We start from the raw sequence: 20,873 nt of genomic DNA, 5'->3' as shown, positions 1-20,873 counted from the left end.
CACTTTACGTGATGCGATTGTCGGACCGACGGCCCGGCGGGTGCGGGGCCCTGTCGGGTGCCCCGGGGAAATGCCGCGCAGGTGGGGGCCGTGGCGGCAGACTGCGGGGGTGACGTGGCTGACGTGGGCGACCGTGGTGTCGCTGCTGGCATGGCTGTGGCTGCTGCTGGCGCAGGGGATGTTCTGGCGGACCGACGTGCGGCTCCCTCCGCCCCCGCCGCCCCCTCCGGAGGACGCCGGCGGGGGTGAGGAGTGGCCCGACGTGGCCGTCGTCGTACCGGCACGGGACGAGGCCGGGGTGCTGCCGCTCAGCCTGCCGAGCGTGCTGGGGCAGCGGTATCCGGGCCGCGCCGAGGTGGTGCTCGTGGACGACGGCAGCACGGACGGCACCGGTGAACTGGCGAAACGGCTGGCGGAGGAGACGGGCGGACTGCCACTGCGGGTGGTCTCGCCCGGGCCGCCGCCCGCCGGGTGGACGGGCAAACTGTGGGCGGTCCGGCACGGCATCGAGGTGGCCATGCAGTCCGCCGTGGCGCCGGAGTTCCTGCTGCTCACGGACGCCGACATCGCCCACGCCCCGGACTCGCTACGCCACTTGACGGCCGCGGCGCGGACCAATGGGCTCGACATGGTGTCGCAGATGGCGCGGCTGCGGGTGGCCACACCGTGGGAGCGGCTGATCGTGCCCGCTTTCGTCTATTTCTTCGCCCAGTTGTACCCGTTCCGCTGGGTCAATCGCGCTCGGGCGAGGACCGCGGCGGCGGCGGGCGGCTGCGTGCTGATCCGCCGGAGCGCCGTCGAGCGGGCCGGTGTCCCGGCCTCGATCCGGCACGCGGTGATCGACGACGTGGCGCTGGCCAGGGCGGTGAAGGGCACCGGCGGCCGGATCTGGCTCGGGCTGGCCGACGAGGTGGACAGCGTCCGCCCCTACCCCGGGCTGTCCGAGCTGTGGCGGATGGTCTCGCGGAGCGCGTACGCCCAACTGCGGCACAGCGCGGCCCTGCTCACGGGCACGGTGCTGGGGCTGCTGCTGATCTACGTCCTGCCCCCGGTCGCCGCCGTCGGCGGGGCGCTCGCCGGGGCGTGGTGGCAGTGCGCCGCCGGGGCGGCGGCATGGGCGGTGATGTGCCGAACCTACGGGCCGATGCTGCGCTACTACCGGCAGCCGCTGTGGCTCGCCCCGCTGCTGCCCTTCACGGCGGTGCTCTATCTGCTGATGACGGTCGACTCCGCCGTGCAGCACCACCGCGGCCGCGGCGCGGCCTGGAAGGGCCGCACCTATGCGCGGCCCGACGCCTCGGCGTAGGCGACGGCGAGGCGGGCACCGACCGCGGCGGTGCCGAACTTGCGCAAGGTGCGGTCGGCGAGGGCGGCGGGCTGATGCCGGGGCAGCGCCGCGGCGGCCTCCACCAGGGCGTGCGCGAAGGCCGCCGGGTCCCCTGGGTCCACGAGGAATCCCCCGTCGTGGCCGACGAGTTCGGGCAGGGCACCCGTCCGCGTGCCCACCACCATCGTGCCGCATCCCAGCGCGTCCAGGGCCCGCAGGCAGAAGCTCTCGACGGCGTCGGCGACCGCGTAGAGATCGGCGTGGGCGACCGCGTGCAGCGCCTCGGCACGCCCGCGCGCCCGGCGTACGGTGACGGCGGACGCCGCCCCGCATCTGCGCAGGAGGCCGCGCAGTTCGGTGGGGACCTCGGCGTGCCCCTCCGCGATGATGTCCAGCCGCAGCCGCGGGTCCTTCAACCGGGCGGCGGCGAAGGCGTGGACGAGCGTCTCCCACCCCTCGTGCGGCCCGAAGCTCCCCGCGGCGGCTATCCGCACCGGGTCCTGGCTGATCCGGGCGCGGGCCGGGACGCGGGGCAGGGTGTCGGGGCCGACGGGGTGCGGCACGACCCGGTGGCGCCCCGGCATCCGCTGCTCGCCGAGGCGCAGCAGGAGCGCGTCGCTGACCGCGAGCACCGATGCGGCCTCGCGGTAGGCACGGGCCCGCCCGCGGCGCATGCGCGAGGGGCTGTCGAACCAGCGGGCGTCGTCCTCGGTGAGGACGTAGGGCAGCCGCGTGGCGCGCGCGACCCACGGCAAGAGGTCGTCGGCTCCGGGGACATGACCGTGCAGGACGTCGACGCGGCCGCACTCGGCCGTCTCGTGCCGCAGGACGCCTTCGATCCGCCCGACGGTGACGCGACGCGCGGCGAGTCCGCCCAGGGGAAGGGCCACTTGGTAGTGGTGGGGCCGTTCCGGATCGCGGCCGGCGTACGGGAGCCCCGGCACGGAGGGGAGACTCAGCTCCCGCACCGCGACCACGTCCACGACCTCGGCGACGGTGGCGGCGGCCTTGTGCCACTCCTCCGGCCTGACGGGACGTGCCTGCCCGAAGAACATGGCGACGCGCATGGCCCACTGTGGCACACCGGGCGCGGGGCCCGGGGGAGTTCGCCGGAGTCAGCGGAAGGCCTTGACGCTCCCTCGTGCGGGTGAGCTGTTGGACCGAATGAGTGGCCGTTCCGTCACGCAGGGCAATGGGCGGAAACGCTTACGGAAAAGCCGCGGGAGGCCGCTCCCACCGTCGCCCGGACAGCCGGTAACACCCCAGGCCCAGGGCTTTTACGGGATCGAAACGACGACCGCGGCCCGTTTTTCTCCCATTCGCTCACAATCGGCTTCACTCGTCACTCGCTGCACATGAAATGACCCGCTAATCGGTCTCCCCAACCAGCACATCGTGGGCTTAACTTATGGGCTATGACCTCCCCCCGCGGTTCTTACGGCGGTGGCTACTACACGTCGCCGTTCTTTCCCGACACGCCCATCTACGACAGTCTTGTCGCGGAGCGGGGCACCCCCCAGATCGCGCCGATCCGCGTTCCGTCCGCGTACGACGTCGGCAGCAATCTCCCGGCCCTGCCCGCAGCGCTCCCCGCGCTGCCCGCCGGACCCTCCTCGTACCACCAGGCCCCGAGCGCGCCGCAGCAGAGCACGTACTCGGGCTACCAGGCCCCCGGCGGCTACCAGCAGCACCCCCCGCTGCAGCAGACACCGGCCCCGTACATCCCGCAGCAGGCCACCGCTCCCCGGCCCGCGGCGTTCAACGGCGGATACCCGCAGCAGCAGCCGGCCCCGCAGCAGTACCAGGGCCCGGCCGGCTACGAGCAGGCCCGTCCGGTGGCGCCCCGCCCCGTGCCCCCGCGCCAGATGGCGGCGCCGAGCGGCTACGACGAGCAGCAGCCCTACCAGCAGCGGCGCAACCTCGGCCAGGGCTACTACCCGGGCTGAGCATGACAACGAACGGCCGGTTGCCCGCCGACGGGTGACCGTGCCGACTGGCACGATGGCGGCATGACGACGCCGACGCCGCCACCACGCCTGAGCGCGCTGCACGTCTACCCGGTCAAGTCGGCCGGGGGCGTGCCGCTGTCCCGGGCGACGGTGGAGCCGTGGGGGCTCGCCGGGGACCGCCGGTGGATGCTCGTGGACGCTGCGGGGAAGTTCGTCACCCAGCGGGAGCAGCCCCGGCTGGCTCTGGCACGCGCGGAGTCGCTGCCGCACGGCGGGTTGCTGCTGCACGCCCCGGGACAGGACCCGCTGGTCGTGGACGTGCCCACGCCGGGGGCGACCGTGCCGGTGACGATCTGGCGCGACAAGGTGGAGGCCGTGACCGCGGGGGTCGCGGCCGCCGCTTGGTTCGGCGCGTACCTGGGCATGGAGGTCACCCTTGTCCACCTCGACGACCCGGCCCGCAGACGACCGGTCGACCCGGACTTCGGCCGCCCCGGGGAAACGGTGAGTTTCGCGGACGGGTTTCCGCTGCTGCTGACCACGCAGGCGTCGCTGGACGCCCTCAACGGGCTGATCGCGGGAGGCGATCACGCGCATGAGGGGCCGGTCCCGATGAACCGATTCCGCCCCAACGCCGTCCTTACGGGTACGGAGGCATGGGCCGAGGACACGTGGCGGCGTATCCGTATCGGGGAAGTCGAATTCCGCGTCGTGAAACCGTGCGGGCGCTGTGTGGTCACCACGACCGACCAGCGGACCGCGGAGCGCGGCAAGGAACCTCTGCGGTCGCTCGCCCGGCACCGCAGGATCGGCGCCGGCCTGGTGTTCGGACAGAATGTCGTGCCCCTCGGGACCGGAACACTGCGGGTCGGCGACGCGTTGTCCATCATGGAGTGATGCGCGTCACGTGATTGCGGCGCTGTCCGGGGATGTGTGCGGACCGGCTGCGGACGGACTGAGGGTGAGATGGCTCTCTCCGACCCGATCGGTGCCGTACAAGTCCCGTGCCTTGTGCGGTACTTGGACGGTGAAGGAGTGCGGTGCGATGGCCAGGAGCGTGCTGGCATGGCGGTGGCGGAGCAATCCGCTGCGCCGCCGGTCGGATGTCTTCGAGGCCTGGGCAGGGCTCGCCACCGCCTGCGTCATCGCATTGGGCGCGCCGGCCGCCGGCTGGGCCGCGGGCGCCGCCGTCGGCAGCACGTTGCGGGAGACCGTCCGCACCGAGCACGCGCAGCGGACCCAGCGTCCCGCGGTGGTCCTCAGGGCCGGTCCCCGCGAAGTGTCCGACAGCGACCCCGAGTCCGGCCAGGTGCGCGAGGAGCGCCGCCTCGCCGTCGTCCGCTGGACGGCCGCCGACGGCCGGCCCCACACCGCGAACGTGCTGATCTCGGCCGACCGGGGCAAGGGCGACCGCATCAGCCTCTGGACCGACCGGGCCGGGCGGGCACCGGCTCCCGCCCCTCTGGACGCCGGTACCGCCGACACCCATGCGACGCTCGCCGGGATCGGCACCTTCCTCGCCGCGTGCGTTCTGGGGCTCATGGCACGCCAGTCACTCATGTGGCACCTGATGCGACGGCGCCTTGCGGAGTGGGAGCGGGAGTGGGCCGCGGCCGGACAGAGCTGGGGCCGGGCCGGCGCCGGCGGCTGACGTATCCGGCAGGTGATCCATCTCCATCTCGGTGCTGACGGGCACCCGGCGCACGCTACCGTGGAGGCCCCCAGGTCGGCGCAGCGCAAGAGGACGGGGCACAGCATCTCCATGGCACAAGGCGTGGTTCAGGTGACGCATACCAGCAGCTCACGGTGGCGCCGCCGCACGGGAGAGTACGAAAGCCTGGCTGCCGCCCTGGAAGCGGCCGCCGACGGTGACGTGCTGTCGATCAACCCCGGCACCTACCGGGAAAACCTCGTCGTGGAGAAGGCCATAACGCTGCGCGGAGCCGAGGGCGCCGGGTCGGTGCGGATCGCCCCGCCCTCGGGTGTGGCGCTCACCGTGTGCGCGTCGGCGACCGTCCAGGACCTGTCGGTCGAGGGCCAGGACATCTCCGCGGCCGCCCTGCTGATCGAGGGCTCCGCCACTCCCGAACTGTCCGGACTGCGCGTCAGCACCCGCTCCGCGGTGGGCATAGAGGTGCGCGGCGGCGCCCGCCCCACGGTGCGCCGCTGCACGGTGGACAACCCCGCCGGGCTCGGCATCAGCGTGCTGGACGCCTCGGGCGGGCTCTTCGAGGACTGCGAGGTCGTCGCGGCCGGCCAGAGCGGCGTCTCCGTGCGCGGTGGGGCGTCCCCCCGGCTGGAGCGCTGCAGGATCCGCAACACCTCGGGCGCCGGGTTGGCCCTCACCGGCGAGGGGACCACCGCGGAGGCGATCGGCTGCGAGATCTACGAGGTCAAGGGCACGGGCGTGCAGGTCGCCTCCCGCGCGGCCGGGCATCTCACCGACTGCCAGGTGCACCGCACCACCGGCGACGGCATCACGCTGGACACCGACGCCGTGCTGACCCTCTCCGACTGCGACATCCACGACATCCCCGAGAACGCGATCGACCTGCGCTCGCGCTCGGTGCTCACCCTCACCCGCACCGCGGTGCGCCGCTTCGGCCGCAACGGCCTGTCCGTCTGGGACCCCGGCACCCGCGCCGACGCCAACCAGTGCGAGATCCACGACAGTCAGGGCGACTACCCCGCGGTCTGGGTCAGCGACGGCGCCGCGGCCGTCCTCGAGTCCTGCCGCGTCCACGACGTGCCCGACGCCCTGTTCGTCCTGGACCGGGGCTCGCGTGCCGACGTCGTCGACAGCGACATCACCCAGGTCCGCAACACCGCCGTCTCGGTCAGCGACGGCGCCACCGTCCAGCTCGACGACTGCCGCATCCGTGAGGCCTCTACCGGCGCCTGGTTCCGCGACCACGGCAGCGGCGGCACCCTCTCCGGCTGCACCATCGACGACACCGCCACGGGCGTCATCGTCACCAAGGGGGCCGACCCCTCCATCGACCGGTGCGTCGTGACCAACCCCGCGGAAGCGGGCTTCTACGTCTCCGCGGGCGGCCGCGGCACCTTCACCGGGTGCCGGGTCACGGGCAGTCGCGGCTACGGCTTCCACATCATCGACGGGTGCCGCTCCACCCTCACCCGCTGCCGCACCGAACGCTGCGCACGCGGCGGTTACGAGTTCGCCGAGCCCGGCCCGGTCACCGAGGACTGCACGAGCGACCAGAGCGGCGAGCTCGGCACCACCGGCGAGACCATCCCCTCCGGCGCCTCGCCCGCGCCCGAACGGCAGCCCGCGACACAGTCCTTCGGGCTGCTCGGCGGTGTGCCCGTACGGCCCACCTTCACCACACCCGCGTCCTCGGCGCCCGGGGCCCCGGCTCCCGACAGCCGGCCCTCGGAGGAGGTGCTGGGCGAACTCGACGCCCTGGTCGGCCTGGACAGCGTCAAGCGCGAGGTGCGCTCGCTCATCGACCTGATCGCCGTGGGCCGTCGCCGCCAGAAGGCCGGGCTCAAGGCCCCCTCGCCGCGCCGGCACCTGGTCTTTACCGGCTCCCCCGGCACCGGCAAGACCACCGTCGCCCGCCTCTACGGGGAGATCCTGGCCGCGCTCGGCGTCCTGGAACGCGGGCACCTGGTCGAGGTCGCCCGTGTCGACCTGGTCGGCGAGCACATCGGCTCCACCGCCATCCGCACGCAGGAGGCCTTCGACCGGGCGCGCGGCGGTGTGCTGTTCATCGACGAGGCCTACGCGCTGGCCCCCGAGGACTCCGGGCGTGACTTCGGGCGCGAGGCGATCGACACCCTGGTCAAGCTGATGGAGGACCACCGGGAGGCCGTGGTGGTAATCGTGGCCGGCTACACCGCGGAGATGGAGCACTTCCTGTCCGCCAACCCTGGTGTCGCCTCCCGCTTCTCCCGCACCATCACCTTCGACGACTACACCCCGGTCGAGCTCCTGCGCATCGTGCAGTCGCAGGCCGAGGAGCACGAGTACCAACTCGCCGACGACGCCGCCGAGGCGCTGTACAAGTACTTCACCGCCATCCCCAAGGGCCCGGCGTTCGGCAACGGACGCACCGCGCGGCAGACCTTCGAGGCCATGGTGGAGCGCCACGCTGGCCGCCTCGCGCAGGTGAGCGAGCCGAGCCACGAGGAGCTGCAGCTCCTCTACCCGGAGGATTTGCCGGCGCTGCCCTGAGCCTGCGCGGGCACCGCCTCCTTCCGGTGCTCCGAGACCCATGCGAGCAGGGCGCCGCGCTCCGCCGCGAAGGCGGGGTCGGCCTGGTAGTCGAAGTGCGTCAGCAACGGTGCGGGCAGCGGATGTTGCTCCGTGCGCCCGTACGCCGCCGGGTCCGGCAGCGGCCCGCGGTCGACCGGCGGCCCGGGTTCGTCCAGGTGGACCGGGCCACCGATCGGGTCGGTGCTGCGCCACAGGTTCCGCCATGCCTGAAGGTCCCGGTGGAGGGCGGTCAGCGCCCCGGGCCCGAAGTACGCGGGGAACCAGCGCCCGTACAGCCGGGACAGCGGCGATCCGTAGGTCAGCAGGGCGATCCGGCCCCTGGTCGCCGGATCGAGCTGCCACACCGCGGCCGCGGCCAGCACGCTGCCCTGGGAGTGCCCGGAGAGGATGATCGGGCCGCGGTGTGCCTCGGTCCAGGTCGTCATGCGCCAGGTGAGGTCGGGGACGGCCCGTTCGGCGTAGCACGGTGGGGAGAAGGGGTGTGCCGCGCGCGGCCAGAAGGTGCCGACGTCCCACAGGATCCCGATCGTCCGGCGTGCCCCCGCGTCGCGATAGGCCCTGCGGCCCAGCGCGATCAGGGCGACCACGCCGGCGCCCACCAGCCAGGAGCCCAGGGCCTGGGCGGTCTGCGCGGCCGTACGCACCACCGCGGGCGCGCCGTCGCTCGCGTCGCCCGGCACCGCGTCGCTCAGCCATGCCCCGGCGAGCGCGCCCGCGCCGAGCAGGAAGGACACCACTCCGGTGACCCCGATGAACACCGATGCCTGATCGGTGAGTTCGGCCCGTGCGCGGGCCATGGCGATCTGCCGGGTGCGTGCCGGCTCGTGCTCCTCGCCCGGGTAGTCTGCCTCGACCAAGGGCGTCAACTCCCGCGCACGGTGCCACAGCCGCCGCAACCGCAGCACGACGACCACGGTCAGCACGAGCAGCAGCACCGGAATGACCGCCGCCTGCCACGAGAGCAGCACCGGTGGCCCGGCCACGGTGCTGCCCGCGGCGCCCGGCATCCCGCCCCGGTCCAGCCAGTCCGCCACGCGCTGGGCGACGCCGCCGCTGAGCACGCCGCCGAGGGCGCAGGCCAGCAGCGCCACCACGGGGCCCGCTAGTCCGCTCAGTTCCCCGGGCCCGCCTCCGACCCGGTACATCCGGTGGGAGACGACGCCGAGGACGGCCAGCAGTGACACCTGGAGCAGCGCGATCCAGGCGAAGGCGTCCCCGACGGGAAGCCTGCCGGTGGAGACCCAGTCCGGACGGTGCCAGCAGGCGTACAGGGCCGCGGTGAGGAGCGCGGCGGCCGTGCCGCCCATCATCGCCCGGGCCAGTCGGGGGTCCAGCGCCTCGTCCGGCGCGTGCTCGCTGCGGCCCATCCCGCAGGTCACCGCGACCACAGCGACCGTCAGCCCGGCCAGGCCCCCGGTGAGCAGCCATCCCAGGACCGCGAGGACCGTGCCGCCCCGCGGCGCCATGTCGTGCTGCAGCGCGGGCACGACGAGGGCGATCGCCACCGTGAGCAGTCCCGCCGCGGTGTGCGCGGCTCGCAGCCGGGCCACCAGCCGCCGCCCGTACCAGAAACCGCGCCGGGACAGCGGGGTGACGTCCGCGGTCGCCGGTGGGGCCTGGGCCGTCGGGGGGAGCGGCAGCGGGCGCTGGGACTCGTATGCGTACCAGGTGTGCCGGGAGAGCCACCAGAGCAGGAGCGTGAGGCCGACCGGCAGCGCGGCGCCCGCGGCGACGCGACGCCCCGGCTCGCCGCTGGCAAGGAAGGTCAGCCAGCTCTTCCCGCCCACGCACGCCGCGTTGCCCGCGCACTGCCAGGCCACCAGATCCATCGCGACCTCGCACGCCGCGGCCACCAGCAGCACGGTGAGTGAGAGGGCGAGCAGCCGCACCAGCACGTCGTAGGCCCGGTCCAACCGGCCGCGGTCGACCGGTGGACGCATCCAGTGGGCGAGATTGGCGACCATGAAGGGGAGCAGCAGCAGCCACAGGGCGCGACTGCCGTCCCCCGAGGTCAGGTTGCACCACGAGTAGGCGTCGGGCACGGGGACGCCCGCGTAGTCGCCGGGGCGGCTCTCGGCGTCGGCGTCGTCGGCACGGCGGTATATCCCGGCGGTGTCGTCGCCGCAGACCCGCGTGATCCGTGGGTCGTTGAGCATGGTCTGCGGGGTCGTACCCCCGACGCCGTGCACCAGCAGTTCGAGCGAGAGCTCGGCTCTTACCGCATCCGACCGAATGGCGATCGCCTCCCCGTACTTTCACGTATTTTCCCGTACTTTCCCCGTCATGCGTGTACGGCAACGCGCGTACTCAGAATCGGGCACGCGTACGCGAATTGGACAGGGGTATGCCCCGATCCCACCCGATCGAGTTACGCGCGTTGTGTGTGTGACCCATCACGCCGAGCGACTCGCCCCCACGCATCGGCGGGCCGGCGTGGAAGGATGACGAGTCCGCCGGTGCCTGGACAGGACAGGTCCGGTGCCTGGACAGGACAGGTACAGGACGGCGCGGGACGACGGAGGATGGGACGGGACCTCGGGTGAGCGACAACCAGAACCTGCTCGCGGAACAGCGGCGCGCGCTGATCCTGGACGAGGTCCGGCGGCGCGGCGGTGCCCGGGTCAACGAACTGACCCGGAAACTCAACGTCTCCGACATGACCGTCCGCCGCGATCTCGATGCCCTCGCCCGTCAGGGCGTGGTGGAGAAGGTGCACGGCGGCGCCGTCCCCGTCGCGCCCGCCAGCAGCCACGAGCCGGGATTCGAGGCCAAGGCCGGGCTGGAGCTCGGGGCCAAGGAGGCCATCGCGCGCGCGGCGGCCCGCCTGGTCGTGCCCGGCAGCGCCATCGCGCTCTCGGGCGGTACGACCACGTACGCACTGGCGCATCATCTGCTCGACGTTCCCGACCTCACCGTCGTCACCAACTCGGTGCGCGTCGCCGATGTCTTCCACTCCGCCGCCCGGAGCACCGGGACGGCGGGCGGCGCGGGCCGCGAGGGCGCCGCGACGGTCGTGCTCACCGGAGGTGTGCGCACGCCCTCCGACTCACTGGTCGGCCCGGTCGCGGACCAGGCGATCGGCTCGCTCCACTTCGACCTGCTCTTCCTCGGGGTGCACGGCATCTCCGTCGAGGCCGGCCTGTCGACGCCCAACCTCGCCGAGGCGGAGACCAACCGCCGCTTCGTGCGCTCCGCGCGCCGGGTGGTCGTGATCGCCGACCACACCAAGTGGGGCACGGTGGGCCTGAGCTCGTTCGCGGCTCTGGAGGACGTGGACACCCTGGTCACCGACGCGGGCATCCCCGAGGTGCTGCGCGCCGAGATCTCCGAGCACCTCTCGCACCTGATCGTCGCCGGCGACCCGGAGAATTCCGATCGCCCGGCCACGGAAGCCCACGCCGCGGACGGCTGACGGATCGCCGGTCGGCCGCCGACGGCATCGTCGGCGGCCGCGAACAGCAGCGGTGGCCCTTCGGCGCCGCCTCAGGTCCGCGAGGACCGCCGGCACCCCTCACCCGGGCCCGACACGAGGTCCCTGCTGCGGTCGTACGGGTCGACGGGCGCGCCGGTCGCCCGCGCGCCGGTCCTGGCATCCGAGCCGAACTCCGGGTGCAGGAAACCGTCGTCGACATAACAGGCCGAGTTGGACATCTCCTGGTTGTAGTGGCTGATGTACAACATGCCCTTCGTGACCCCGTACCGCGTGGGGTCCGGCACCTCGAAGTCGATCACGCGCCGCACGATGGTCCGGGCCACCTCACGCGAACCGCCCTCCGCCTTGATCAGCGGGTAGACGAAGGTGTAGTCGGCGTGCACCGCCAACGCCCGGTGCTCGCCCTCCTCGAAGGTCATACGCCCGCGGGTCCGCACGGCGTTCCCCAGGACCCGCACTTCCGAGGGGTCGAAGCGGGAGGCGATCCACAGCGGGTCGTGCTTCTTGTCCGGCTTCTTGAAGGCCACGTCGTACAGCGACTGGATACCGCCCTGTCGCGGGTCGACGAGCGCGAGGGCGGCCTCGGGACGCGCCCCGCGCAGCGTGGACGGGTCGATGTTGCCACTGACCAGGAAGGCCTTCGCCTGCTTCAGCGACGTCGCGACCTGCTCGCGCGTCATCCAGCCGACCGCCTTGGCCTCGGGGGGCACGATTCCCGCGGCGCCCTCCGCATAGCGCTCGGCGGGAGATCCCGCGAACGGGGCGTCGACCGTCGGCCTTCCGGGGAAGGACTGTTCCGAAGGCGGGGCCGTCGGGCGCTCGGTCTCCAAGGCCAACGGCCCCGGACCGGAGGAGTCCGCCCGGTCGCCACCGCGGAACCATGACAGCGCGGCGCCGGGATTCAGCGCGACGAGCAGGACGGCCACCGCGACCAGGACACCGAGTATGCCCAGTCCCCTGCGGCGCCTGGGCCTGCGCACCTCCTCGGCGAACGGATCGGGGCCGGCACGCCACACCTCCGGCTGCGCCTGCGGCCGCCGTGCGGCGGCCTTCGCCGCGCGGCCGCGGCGCTTGGCCTCGCGCGCGGCCAGGGCGTCCTGCTGCCGCAGGCGCTCGGTGACCATCCGGGCGCGGGCCGACGGCTCCTTGGGCGCGGAAGCCCTGATGGCGGCCTCCGAGTCTTCGACGAACCGGTCCCAGACGTCGTCGGGCACGGAGGGAACGTCGTCGGGGTGAGGAGGCGAGGCGGACACCGGCGCCCTTTCATGTGATCGAATACAGAATGCTCAGCACTTTGTACCGACGAACACACGTTCCCCACAAGCGACGACGACGATGTTCTCCGGGGATTTACCTGTACTCCGCGAGTCGCGGACGGACACCCACCAGGACGAGCGCCGCGGCAAGTCCCAGTGCCCCCAACGGGATCGCCGGCCAGCCGTCCAGCTCCGAGCGGGCGTCGGAGGTGCGGGAGGCGAAGTCGGCCTGCTGCGCCTGCGTGAGTCGCTCCAGGGTGGTGGCGAAGTCCCAGAAGTCGAATCCGACCTTCCCCCCGCCGACATTGGTCAGGATGTCCACGGCTCCGTCGAGTTCCCCTCGGGCCATGTGCTCGCGCAGCTTCTGGTCGTCGGCCCGGAAGTGGCCGTACCGCGTGGAGACGTCGGCATAGGCGGGGCGTTCCGCGGCGGAGGCGTAGGTGCCCGGTGCCAGCAGACCGTCCAGGCCCTTCATGAGGGAGTCCAGTTCGGCCCGGCGCTCGGGATCGGCGTCGTTGACCACCCAGCGGCTCTGCGCGGCGGCGGACTCGGCCGCGACGGCCCGCGCCTGGGCCAGCCGGGACCACGGCCGCAGACCTTCGGACACTCCCGACTCCAGGTCGCCGGCGGAGGAGGTGAAGGACACCGCCCCGGCGACGGTGACGGCCAGGGCAGCGACGGTGGCGACCACGAGTGCCGGGTTGAACAGGCGACGGTGGCGGCGGGCCAGGTCGCGCTGCCACCACAGCAGGACGAGCAGGGTGACCAGGCCCAGTCCGCCGACGGTGAGCGCGGAGCGCAGTGCCGTGTCCTTGGCCGCGCGCGCGGCGTCGGCGGCCTGCTCGTCGTAGTCCTTCGCCAAGGTGGAGGCCTCGGGGAGCAGCTGACTGTGCATGATTTCGCCGGCTTCCGCCGAGAAGTTCAGGGCGACCTTCGGCGGGTGGCCCGCCGCGCGATCGGGCTCCTTCTCGTCCAGGTACGCGGCACGGCCGCTGGCGTCGTCGTAGCGTCCCAGCGCGTCCAGCAGTTCGCGCACCTGGTCGGCGTGCGCGTCGTCGCCGCCGAGCTGCCGCAGCAGGTCACTGATCTCGGCGCGGCGCTCGTGGGCGGTGATGAGGGCCACCAGCCGGTTGCCGACCAGCGCGTTTTTGTCGGTCGGGTCGTAGCCGGGCACCAGCTGATTGGCCCGCTGCGCGTCCAGGTCGGCCAGAGAGAAGCGCAGTTCGGCCGCGGCGGCCGCGCGGTGCGCCGAGGAGTCGCGCAACTCCTGCGCGTCGGACCGCACGGCGAGGGCGCCGACCACCGTGGCCGCGCACAGCGCGACGAGGGCGACCAGCGTGACGCAGGTCTGCACCAGAAGCCGCACCGGCGGCGGCATGCGCCGACGCCCGTTCCGGGTGGCCGGCGCGGGTGCCGCCCCTGCAACGACGGAGGACGGTGGGACGACCGCCGGAGGTGCCGCCTGAGAGATCGTCATACACGGAAACTAAAAGCGCAGGGGGAAGGGAATACGGAACTCCGGCGGCGCTCAGGTGACCACGACGTCACAGAACGGAACGGACGTAAGCCTCAGCCCGGCCAGGCACCCGTGGCGAGGAACGTCTCCATAGTGGCGCAGTACGGCGCGATGTCGAGCCCCTGTTCGGCCAACCACGCGTCGGAATAATACTTGTCCAGATAACGGTCACCCGGATCGCAGATGAGGGTGACGACGCTTCCGGTCCGTCCGTCCGCGACCATCTCAGAAATGATCTTGAAGGCGCTCCAGAGCCCGGTGCCGGTGGAGCCCCCCGCCTTGCGCCCGATGGCCGCTTCCAGAGTGCGCACCGCCGCGACCGAGGCGGCGTCGGGCACCTTCATCATCCGGTCGATGGCACCGGGCACGAAACTCGGCTCCACCCTGGGGCGGCCGATGCCCTCGATGCGCGAACCGCGTTCACAGGCGACGGAGTCGTCACCGCTGACCCAGCCGTCGAAGAAGACCGAGTTCTCGGGGTCCGCGACGCACACCAGGGTGTCCAACTGCATGTAGTGCACGTACCGCGCGATGGTCGCGGAGGTACCGCCGGTGCCGGCCGTGGCCACGATCCACGCGGGGCAGGGGTTCCGTTCCAGCCGCAGTTGCTGGTAGATCGACTCCGCGATGTTGTTGTTGCCGCGCCAGTCCGTGGCGCGTTCCGCGTAGGTGAACTGGTCCATGTAGTGTCCACCGCTCTCCTGCGCCAGTCGGGCGGACACCTCGTAGACCGTCCGCGGATCGTCGACGAGGTGGCACTGCCCTCCATGGAACTCGATGAGCCGTTGCTTCTCCCAGCTCGTGGTGCGCGGGATGACCGCGATGAAGGGCACTCCGATCAGCGCCGCGAAGTACGCCTCGGACACGGCGGTCGAACCGCTGGACGCCTCGATGACCGGCTTGCCCGGCCGGATCCAGCCGTTGCACAGGCCGTAGAGGAACAGGGAGCGGGCGAGCCGGTGCTTGAGGCTGCCGGTCGGGTGGGTCGACTCGTCCTTGAGGTACAGGTCGATGCCCCACGCCTCGGGCAGCGGGAAGCGCAGCAGGTGCGTGTCGGCCGAGCGGTTGGCGTCGGCCTGCACCTTGCGCACGGCGTCTTTCAGCCACGCCCGGTACGCGGGATCGGTGCGGTCCACATCGAGCGTGGACGCCGACGGCACGCCCGCTCCCGTCGCCGTGCCCGCGCCCTCGTCGCCCGTCTCGATGGTGCTCACCCGCTCGCCCTTCCCTCGGTCCCCGTGTGCCGATCATAGGCAGCCCCTGGTGCGCGGCAGCCCGGGCCGGGCAGACTGCGATCGGACCGAGGAGGGGGATCACCGTGGCCGAGGCGGAGTTCACCGCGACGGGAGTGCGCATCGGGCGGCGGCTGCGCTCGCTGACCCGCGGCGGGCAGGTCCTGATCCGCGACGGCCGGCTGGTGCTGCTCACCAGTCGCGGCCGCGAGATCGACAGCGCCCCGGTGGAGGACGTGCGGGCCCTGACCACACGCTTCGCGGTGAAGCGCCGGACCCTGGCCAGGCTCAACGGAACGGGGTATCTGCTCACTCTGCGCCAGCAGGGCGCCACTTCGGCGAGCCGATTCATGGAAGCGCTGCACACTGCCAGGCAAAGGGTCACCGGTCGGCGCTGACCGGAACTCGCCAGGAACGGAATGGGACTCTCCGCGTACACGGAGTTGCGGACCGCATCCATCGGGGTGACCCTGTAGGGGCATCACGGAGTCACTGCAGCAGTCACTCACAGCAATCCCGCAAAGGTGTTCCCATTCCATGCGGGGCGGGGCACGGCCCCGGTCAAAGGGGCCGCGCTCTCCCGCGGAGGGAGTCGCAGCCGTGATCAGCACCGAAGGAAACCAAAGGCAGTGCGCTCTGGAGCTGGAGGCACTGCCGTCCCGGATCCAGCAGGTCCGCCGTATCGTGGCCGCTCAGCTGCGGTACTGGCGGTTGCATCCTCTGATAGACCCCACCTTGGTGGGTATCACCGAACTGCTCGCGAACGTCCACCGGCACGCCCGGCCGGACAAGCGCTGCTCCGTGGAGCTGAGCTTCGCGTCGGGGTGGCTCACCATCGCCGTCTCGGACAACGATCCGCGCCTGCCGCGGGTCCGCGACTTCGAGCCGCTGGCCACCTGTGGCCGCGGCCTGGCAATGGTCGTCTCGATGAGTGACAGTTGGGGGACCGAGTCGCTGCCCGACGGCGGCAAGGTCGTGTGGTTCACACTGCGCGCGGAGGCCACGGTCCCGGCACGGCAGGTCGCCGAGCCCTCGTCGGTGACCGCGCGCAAGGTCTCGCCGCGTGCGGAGACGGCCCTGCCGGAGCCGTCGGAGCGCTGGACCCCCGAGGTCGAGCGCGAGGCCGCGGACGCCGTGCCGCTGCTCGTCTGACCCGCGCGGCCGCCGCACCCCCGGTGGGCACGGCGGCCGTGGACCACAAGGCTGTCGCCCGCGCAGTCACTCCGCGGCGATGGCCCGCAGTACGTCCAGGCGGGCGGCCCGGCGGGCCGGACGCCAGCCGGCCAGAACGCCGGCGACCAGCCCCACCAGCAGGACGACGGCGAGCTGCACCGGGGGCACCGCATAGGCCCCGGTGCCGGCGCTGTCGGAGGCCCTGACCAGGGCCCAGCCGAGGAAGGCGCCGAGGGCCAGGCCGCCCGCGGTGCCGAAGGCGGCGACGAGCACGCTCTCCCAGCGCACCATGGCGCGCAGTTGTGCCCGGGTCTGGCCGACCGCGCGCAACAGCCCGAGCTCACGGGTGCGTTCGTGCACGGCGAGGGTGAGTGTGTTGGCGATGCCGAGCAGCGCGATCAGCACGGCCAGCGCCAGCAGGGCGTAGACCAGGGTGAGCATGATGTCGACCCCCGAGGCGGCGGAGTCCGCGTACTCGTCGCGGGTCTGCGCCCGCGGGTTGCCGTAGCGGTCGGCGAGCCTCGTGACCGCCGCTTTGCCCCGGTCCGTGGTGACGCCGTCCTTGAAGGCGACCGCGACGAGGTCGTCGGAGTCCTGCACCTTGTGCGGCGCCCAGGCGGCGCGCGAGATGACGTAGTCACCCGTGAGCCCCGCCTCCTGGTAGACCGCACGCACCGTGAACGTCTGCCGGTCGCCGTCGGCGAAGGCGAGCACCGTGGTGCTGCCCGGCGCCCATCCGCGCCGGTCGGCCTCACGGCGGGAGACGGCGATGCCGTCGCGTCCCAGGGTGCCGAGCGAGCCGTCCACGGCGCCGAGGTCCAGGACGCGGGAGAGCGCGCCGGGGTCGGTGACGGTCAGCTGCCGCCCACCGCCGTCGACTTCGGCGACACCCTTGCCGAGCCCGACCGCGGTCGCGACTTCGGGGAGCGCGGCCACCGCCGGCGCGAGGCCCGGGCTCAGCCCGTTGGCCCCCGCTCCGAAACCGGACGCCGTCACCGCGACATCGCCGGCGAAGGTGCGGGAAACGGTCTGGTCCATGGTCGCCTTGAGCGAGGCGCCGAACACCGTGAACAGCGACACCACGGCGACGCCGATCATGAGCGCGGTCGCGGTGGCCGCCGTGCGCTTCGGACTGCGCAGCGCGTTGCGTCGCGCCAGGGCGCCGGTCACGCCCCGCAGCCGGGCCACCGGGACCCCCAGGACCCGTACGGCGTACGAGGAGGCGACCGGGCCGAGCACCACGAAAGCGACCACGGCCGAGGAGGCCCCCGCGGCTGTGAGCCACACGTTCGGTGCGCCGGTCGCCCCCACCACCGTCAGGGCCACACCGGCGGCGCCGAGGACCGCGCCCAGCACGGCCCGGCTCCGCGAGGCGCCCGAGTGGTCCACAGCGGTCTCCCGCAGCGCGGCCAGCGGGGCGGTGCGGCCCGCGCGGACGGCCGGCACCAGCGCCGAGCCGGTGCAGACGACCAGTCCCACGGCGAACGGCACGGCCAGCGCGGCAGCGTGGACGACCAGTCCCCCGTCGGGAAACGGGAAGCCGACCGCGGGGAACAGCGCCTGCAGCCCGGCGGCGATGCCGATCCCGCCGAGCAGCCCGGCCAGGGACGAGGCACAGGCAACGGCGACGGCTTCCGTGAGCGTCGCGCCGACCACCTGGCGGCGGGAGGCCCCGAGCGCCCGCAGGAGCGCGTTCTCCCGGGTGCGCTGGGCCACGACGATCGCGAAGGTGTTGTGGATGCTGAAGGTCGCCACCAGCAGCGCGATGCCGGCGAACACCGTGAGCAGCGTGGTGAACAGCGACAGGAAGCGGCCGGAGACCTGGTCGAGGTTCTCGTCGGTCGCCTGCTGTCCCGTGATCGCCTCCACGCCTGCGGGCAGCGTGCGTGTCACCCGGTCGGCGAGCTGCTGCTGACCGACCCCCGGCCCGGCGCGCACCTTGATGGCGGACGCCCTGCCCGGCGCGGGCATCAGATACCGCTCGGCGTCGCTCCGGGTGAGGCCGGTGAAGGTGGTCTGTCCCATGCCGTCCTCACCGCCGAACGTCACCAGGCCCACGATCCTCACCCGCAGGGGATCCGGTGTGCGCAGCACCGTGGTGTCACCGACGCGCAGGCCGCCCGCCTTGGCGGCTCCCCGGTTGACCACGGCTTCTCCGGCCGTCCTGGGGGCGCGGCCCTCGGCCAAGGCGTACGGATTGAGTCCCGGGTCGTCGATCCAGTTCCCCGCGAGGGTGGGCGGCCCCTGTCCCCCGATCGGCTCCCCGTCGCGGCCGATCAGCTGACCCGCGCCCTCGATGTCGGGAACCGCGGCGGCCACGCCCGGGACGCCGCGCAGCCGATCGACGAGCGCGATGTCGACAGGCTCCCGTGTGCCCAGGCCCTCGCCCGGCACGGTCACGACGTCCGCGCTGCGCACGACGACCGCTGTGCCGGTGTTGGCAGTCGCGAACAGGGTGTCGAAGCTCGCCCTGAGGGTGTCGCCCATGACCATGGTGCCCGCGAGGAAGGCGACGCCGAGGAAGACCGCCGCAAAGGTGCCCGCGAAGCGCCGCTTGTGGGCCCGCAGGGACGACAGGCTCAGGCGCAGGGCGGCAGGTGCGGTGCCGCTCATGACGCCGCTCCCTGGACCAGTGGCAGGCCGGAAGCCGCGTCCCTGGTGCCGTCGAACGCCTTCATCCGGTCCAGGACCTTCTGCGCGGTTGGGTCGGGCATACGGTCCACCAGGCGCCCGTCCGCGAGGAAGACCACCTCGTCGGCGTGGCCGGCGGCGACCGGGTCGTGGGTGACCATGACGACCGTGCGGCCCATCTCGTGGACGGCCCGGCCCAGCAGCCGCAGCACCTCCTCCCCGGAGCGGGAGTCGAGGTTGCCGGTCGGCTCGTCGGCGAAGACGACGTCGGGCCGGCCCGCGAGTGCCCTGGCGACGGCCACCCGCTGCTGCTGACCGCCGGAGAGCTCGGCCGGCCGGTGCCGAAGGCGGTCACGCAGTCCCACGACGTCGATCAGCGCGTCCACCCATTCGCGGTCGGGCCGGGCGCCGGCCAGGTCCAGCGGCAGCGTGATGTTCTCCGCGACGTCGAGCGTCGGCACGAGGTTGAACGCCTGGAAGACGAAACCGATCCGTTCGCGGCGCAGCAGCGTCAACTGCCGGTCGCCCAGGCTGCCGAGTTCCGTGTCGCCGATGAAGGCACTGCCGGAGCTGAGGGTGTCCAGTCCCGCCGCGCAGTGCATGAGCGTGGACTTGCCGGAACCGGACGGCCCCATGATCGCGGTGAAGCGGCCCGCGGGGAAGTCGACGGTGACCCCGTCGAGGGCGCGGACACGGGCGTCGCCCGTTCCGTACGTCTTGACCGCGTCGACGACGCGGGCGGCGGTCATCGGTCGCCGCCCTTGGCGTTGCGGCCGAACTGCTCGTCCAGGACGGACAGGCGGCGCCAGTACTCGTCCTCGTCGATCTCCCCGGCGGCGAAGCGTCGGCCCAGGACCGCGATGGGCGAGTGCTCGGTGAGCGCGGCCCTGGGGTGCCACGGTCCGCGGCCGGACGTACGCCACAGGGTGCGGCGCAGCAGGATGACACCCGTGATGACGGCCGCCCAGACGAGGGGGAAGAACAGCACCCAGGGGCCGGGACCGCCGCCGCCCCAGTGGTCGGCGAGCGGGATCAGTGCGGTGGTGTCCATGCGGACTCATCTCCTTGGTGACGGCGGGATCGTGTGCCATCTCCGAGCCTGGTCGGCGGAGCGCTCCGGGTCGTCGTACGGCCAGCGGCACTGCGGCTACCCCGCGGGGAGTACGCGGGCTGTCAGTGGCTGCGCCTAGCATGCGGATCATGTGGCGGTGCACAGGTCTGCGGTGGCGGTCCGGGGCCCCGGCCTGGGCGTGGTGGCACCCGGGCCACGGCGAGCGGAGCAGTCCGGTGCGCCTGGGCGATCCGCTGGCCCTCGCGGTGGAACCGGGCGCGGAACGCGTGTGCCTAGGGGTGTGGCGGGCGGGCCGGTGGACGCCGTGCCCGCGGGCGCGGAGGCTGCCGCCCCAGGCCCGGCGCGACCAGTGCGAGGAGTGCGCGGCGCTGGACCGCTCGCGGTCGGTGGCGGCCGACACCCGCCTGGACGACCCCCGGCCCTACGCGCTGTATCTGGCCTGGTTCGGTTCCGGGTTGTGCAAGGTCGGCATCACCGCCGACGAGCGCGGCTCCGCCCGGCTGCTCGAACAGGCCGCCGTGTGCTTCTCGTTCCTCGGCCGCGGGCCGCTGATGGCGGCCCGGCGCGCGGAGTCCGTCCTCGGCACGGCCCTGGGTGTGCCCGACCGGGTGGCCGCCGCCACCAAGCGCACGGCCCGCGACGTGCTGTCACCGCCGGAGGTACGGCACGCGGAACTGCGCGCGGTGCGCGACGCGGCCTTCGCCGTGCCCGACTGGCGCGACACGTTGACGCCCTGTTCCTTCGAAGTGGTCGACCACGCGGCGGTGTTCGGGCTGGAACCCGATCCGCCGCGGGCCACGGCCGCGGTCACCGGCCTCCAGCCCGGCACCGCCCTCGGCGGCACGGTGGAGGCGGTGGCGGGCGCCGACCTCTACGTCCGGACGCCCGGGGCACCCGGTGATGTGGTGCTCCTGGATGCCCACTTGGTGTCGGGCTGGCCCCTCACGGCCGCGGCCCAGGGCCGGCCCGCCCCGCCGATGCGGCCGCTGAGCAGGGCGGACGAGCCCCCCGAGCCGCTCTTCTGACCGCTGCCCGGTCCGCGAC

Annotated in this window: 17 protein-coding genes; 9 read left to right on the top strand and 8 right to left on the bottom strand. The window is 73.0% G+C overall.

The genetic code is table 11. From position 1 onward, the window contains the following. The first annotated feature begins 70 nt into the window (after nucleotides 1–70). A complete protein-coding gene (locus ACFYXS_RS32815) occupies nucleotides 71–1,306 on the top strand; it encodes a glycosyltransferase (protein ID WP_389254849.1) in 1,236 nt (411 codons plus the stop codon). On the opposite strand, the gene ACFYXS_RS32810 is transcribed toward ACFYXS_RS32815, so the two are convergent. Then, nucleotides 1,279–2,394, bottom strand: coding sequence for a glycosyltransferase (locus ACFYXS_RS32810; protein ID WP_389254847.1), 1,116 nt, complete (start codon nucleotides 2,392–2,394; stop codon nucleotides 1,279–1,281). The two genes, ACFYXS_RS32815 and ACFYXS_RS32810, sit on opposite strands and share 28 nt — an antisense overlap. Before the next feature lie 348 nt (nucleotides 2,395–2,742). On the opposite strand from ACFYXS_RS32810, the gene ACFYXS_RS32805 reads away from it, so the two are divergent. The 4 genes from ACFYXS_RS32805 to ACFYXS_RS32790 all read left to right on the top strand — a co-directional run bounded on the left by ACFYXS_RS32805 (nucleotide 2,743) and on the right by ACFYXS_RS32790 (nucleotide 7,474). Beyond that, on the top strand, nucleotides 2,743–3,273 hold the full coding sequence (locus ACFYXS_RS32805) for a DUF6643 family protein (RefSeq protein ID WP_389254845.1): 531 nt from the start codon (nucleotides 2,743–2,745) through the stop codon (nucleotides 3,271–3,273). Nucleotides 3,274–3,336: 63 nt separating this feature from the next. Further along, on the top strand, nucleotides 3,337–4,173 hold the full coding sequence (locus ACFYXS_RS32800; RefSeq protein ID WP_389254843.1) for an MOSC domain-containing protein: 837 nt from the start codon (nucleotides 3,337–3,339) through the stop codon (nucleotides 4,171–4,173). 148 nt (nucleotides 4,174–4,321) lie between these two features. Beyond that, nucleotides 4,322–4,927, top strand: coding sequence for a hypothetical protein (locus ACFYXS_RS32795; protein ID WP_389254841.1), 606 nt, complete (start codon nucleotides 4,322–4,324; stop codon nucleotides 4,925–4,927). A 111-nt stretch (nucleotides 4,928–5,038) separates the two neighbouring features. Next, complete coding sequence (locus tag ACFYXS_RS32790; protein ID WP_389254839.1) at nucleotides 5,039–7,474, top strand: right-handed parallel beta-helix repeat-containing protein; 2,436 nt, start codon at nucleotides 5,039–5,041, stop codon at nucleotides 7,472–7,474. Here ACFYXS_RS32790 and ACFYXS_RS32785 read toward each other — a convergent pair. Beyond that, entirely contained in the window at nucleotides 7,444–9,672 is a 2,229-nt protein-coding gene (locus ACFYXS_RS32785; protein ID WP_389254837.1) for a hypothetical protein, read from the bottom strand. The two genes, ACFYXS_RS32790 and ACFYXS_RS32785, sit on opposite strands and share 31 nt — an antisense overlap. 383 nt (nucleotides 9,673–10,055) lie before the next feature. Here ACFYXS_RS32785 and ACFYXS_RS32780 point away from each other — a divergent pair, with 383 nt between their 5' ends. After that, nucleotides 10,056–10,928: a DeoR/GlpR family DNA-binding transcription regulator gene (locus tag ACFYXS_RS32780; protein WP_389254835.1), complete on the top strand. Its 873-nt coding sequence runs from the start codon at nucleotides 10,056–10,058 to the stop codon at nucleotides 10,926–10,928. A 71-nt stretch (nucleotides 10,929–10,999) separates the two neighbouring features. Here ACFYXS_RS32780 and ACFYXS_RS32775 read toward each other — a convergent pair whose 3' ends face one another. The 3 genes from ACFYXS_RS32775 to ACFYXS_RS32765 all read right to left on the bottom strand — a co-directional run bounded on the left by ACFYXS_RS32775 (nucleotide 11,000) and on the right by ACFYXS_RS32765 (nucleotide 14,926). Continuing rightward, nucleotides 11,000–12,163 (bottom strand): hypothetical protein, encoded by a 1,164-nt coding sequence (locus ACFYXS_RS32775; protein ID WP_389254833.1) that lies wholly within the window; start codon nucleotides 12,161–12,163, stop codon nucleotides 11,000–11,002. A 136-nt stretch (nucleotides 12,164–12,299) separates the two neighbouring features. Next, on the bottom strand, nucleotides 12,300–13,682 hold the full coding sequence (locus tag ACFYXS_RS32770) for a hypothetical protein (protein ID WP_389254831.1): 1,383 nt from the start codon (nucleotides 13,680–13,682) through the stop codon (nucleotides 12,300–12,302). Nucleotides 13,683–13,774: 92 nt separating this feature from the next. Next, nucleotides 13,775–14,926, bottom strand: coding sequence for a PLP-dependent cysteine synthase family protein (locus ACFYXS_RS32765; protein WP_389255074.1), 1,152 nt, complete (start codon nucleotides 14,924–14,926; stop codon nucleotides 13,775–13,777). Nucleotides 14,927–15,039: 113 nt separating this feature from the next. On the opposite strand from ACFYXS_RS32765, the gene ACFYXS_RS32760 reads away from it, so the two are divergent. Both ACFYXS_RS32760 and ACFYXS_RS32755 read left to right on the top strand, forming a co-directional pair. Next, nucleotides 15,040–15,351: a hypothetical protein gene (locus tag ACFYXS_RS32760; protein WP_389254829.1), complete on the top strand. Its 312-nt coding sequence runs from the start codon at nucleotides 15,040–15,042 to the stop codon at nucleotides 15,349–15,351. A 202-nt stretch (nucleotides 15,352–15,553) separates the two neighbouring features. After that, nucleotides 15,554–16,105, top strand: a complete 552-nt coding sequence (locus tag ACFYXS_RS32755; protein ID WP_389254827.1) for an ATP-binding protein — start codon at nucleotides 15,554–15,556, stop codon at nucleotides 16,103–16,105. Between the two features lie 66 nt (nucleotides 16,106–16,171). On the opposite strand, the gene ACFYXS_RS32750 is transcribed toward ACFYXS_RS32755, so the two are convergent. The 3 genes from ACFYXS_RS32750 to ACFYXS_RS32740 are packed head-to-tail and all read right to left on the bottom strand — an operon-like array spanning nucleotide 16,172 to nucleotide 19,808. After that, the gene (locus ACFYXS_RS32750; RefSeq protein ID WP_389254825.1) at nucleotides 16,172–18,739 is read right to left on the bottom strand and encodes an ABC transporter permease; all 2,568 of its coding nucleotides are present in this window, start codon (nucleotides 18,737–18,739) and stop codon (nucleotides 16,172–16,174) included. Then, nucleotides 18,736–19,506 (bottom strand): ABC transporter ATP-binding protein, encoded by a 771-nt coding sequence (locus ACFYXS_RS32745; protein WP_389254823.1) that lies wholly within the window; start codon nucleotides 19,504–19,506, stop codon nucleotides 18,736–18,738. Before ACFYXS_RS32745 ends, ACFYXS_RS32750 begins: the two co-directional genes overlap by 4 nt. After that, complete coding sequence (locus ACFYXS_RS32740) at nucleotides 19,503–19,808, bottom strand: SHOCT domain-containing protein (RefSeq protein ID WP_389254821.1); 306 nt, start codon at nucleotides 19,806–19,808, stop codon at nucleotides 19,503–19,505. Before ACFYXS_RS32740 ends, ACFYXS_RS32745 begins: the two co-directional genes overlap by 4 nt. A gap of 149 nt (nucleotides 19,809–19,957) precedes the next feature. Here ACFYXS_RS32740 and ACFYXS_RS32735 point away from each other — a divergent pair, with 149 nt between their 5' ends. Further along, nucleotides 19,958–20,854 (top strand): DUF2797 domain-containing protein, encoded by an 897-nt coding sequence (locus tag ACFYXS_RS32735; protein WP_389254818.1) that lies wholly within the window; start codon nucleotides 19,958–19,960, stop codon nucleotides 20,852–20,854. Nucleotides 20,855–20,873 lie beyond the last annotated feature (19 nt).

This window comes from Streptomyces sp. NPDC002574, assembly GCF_042889545.1.
Classification (GTDB): domain Bacteria; phylum Actinomycetota; class Actinomycetes; order Streptomycetales; family Streptomycetaceae; genus Actinacidiphila.
Note: the sequence above shows the minus strand (reverse complement) of the source record. Positions and strands in the feature narration are given on the sequence as shown.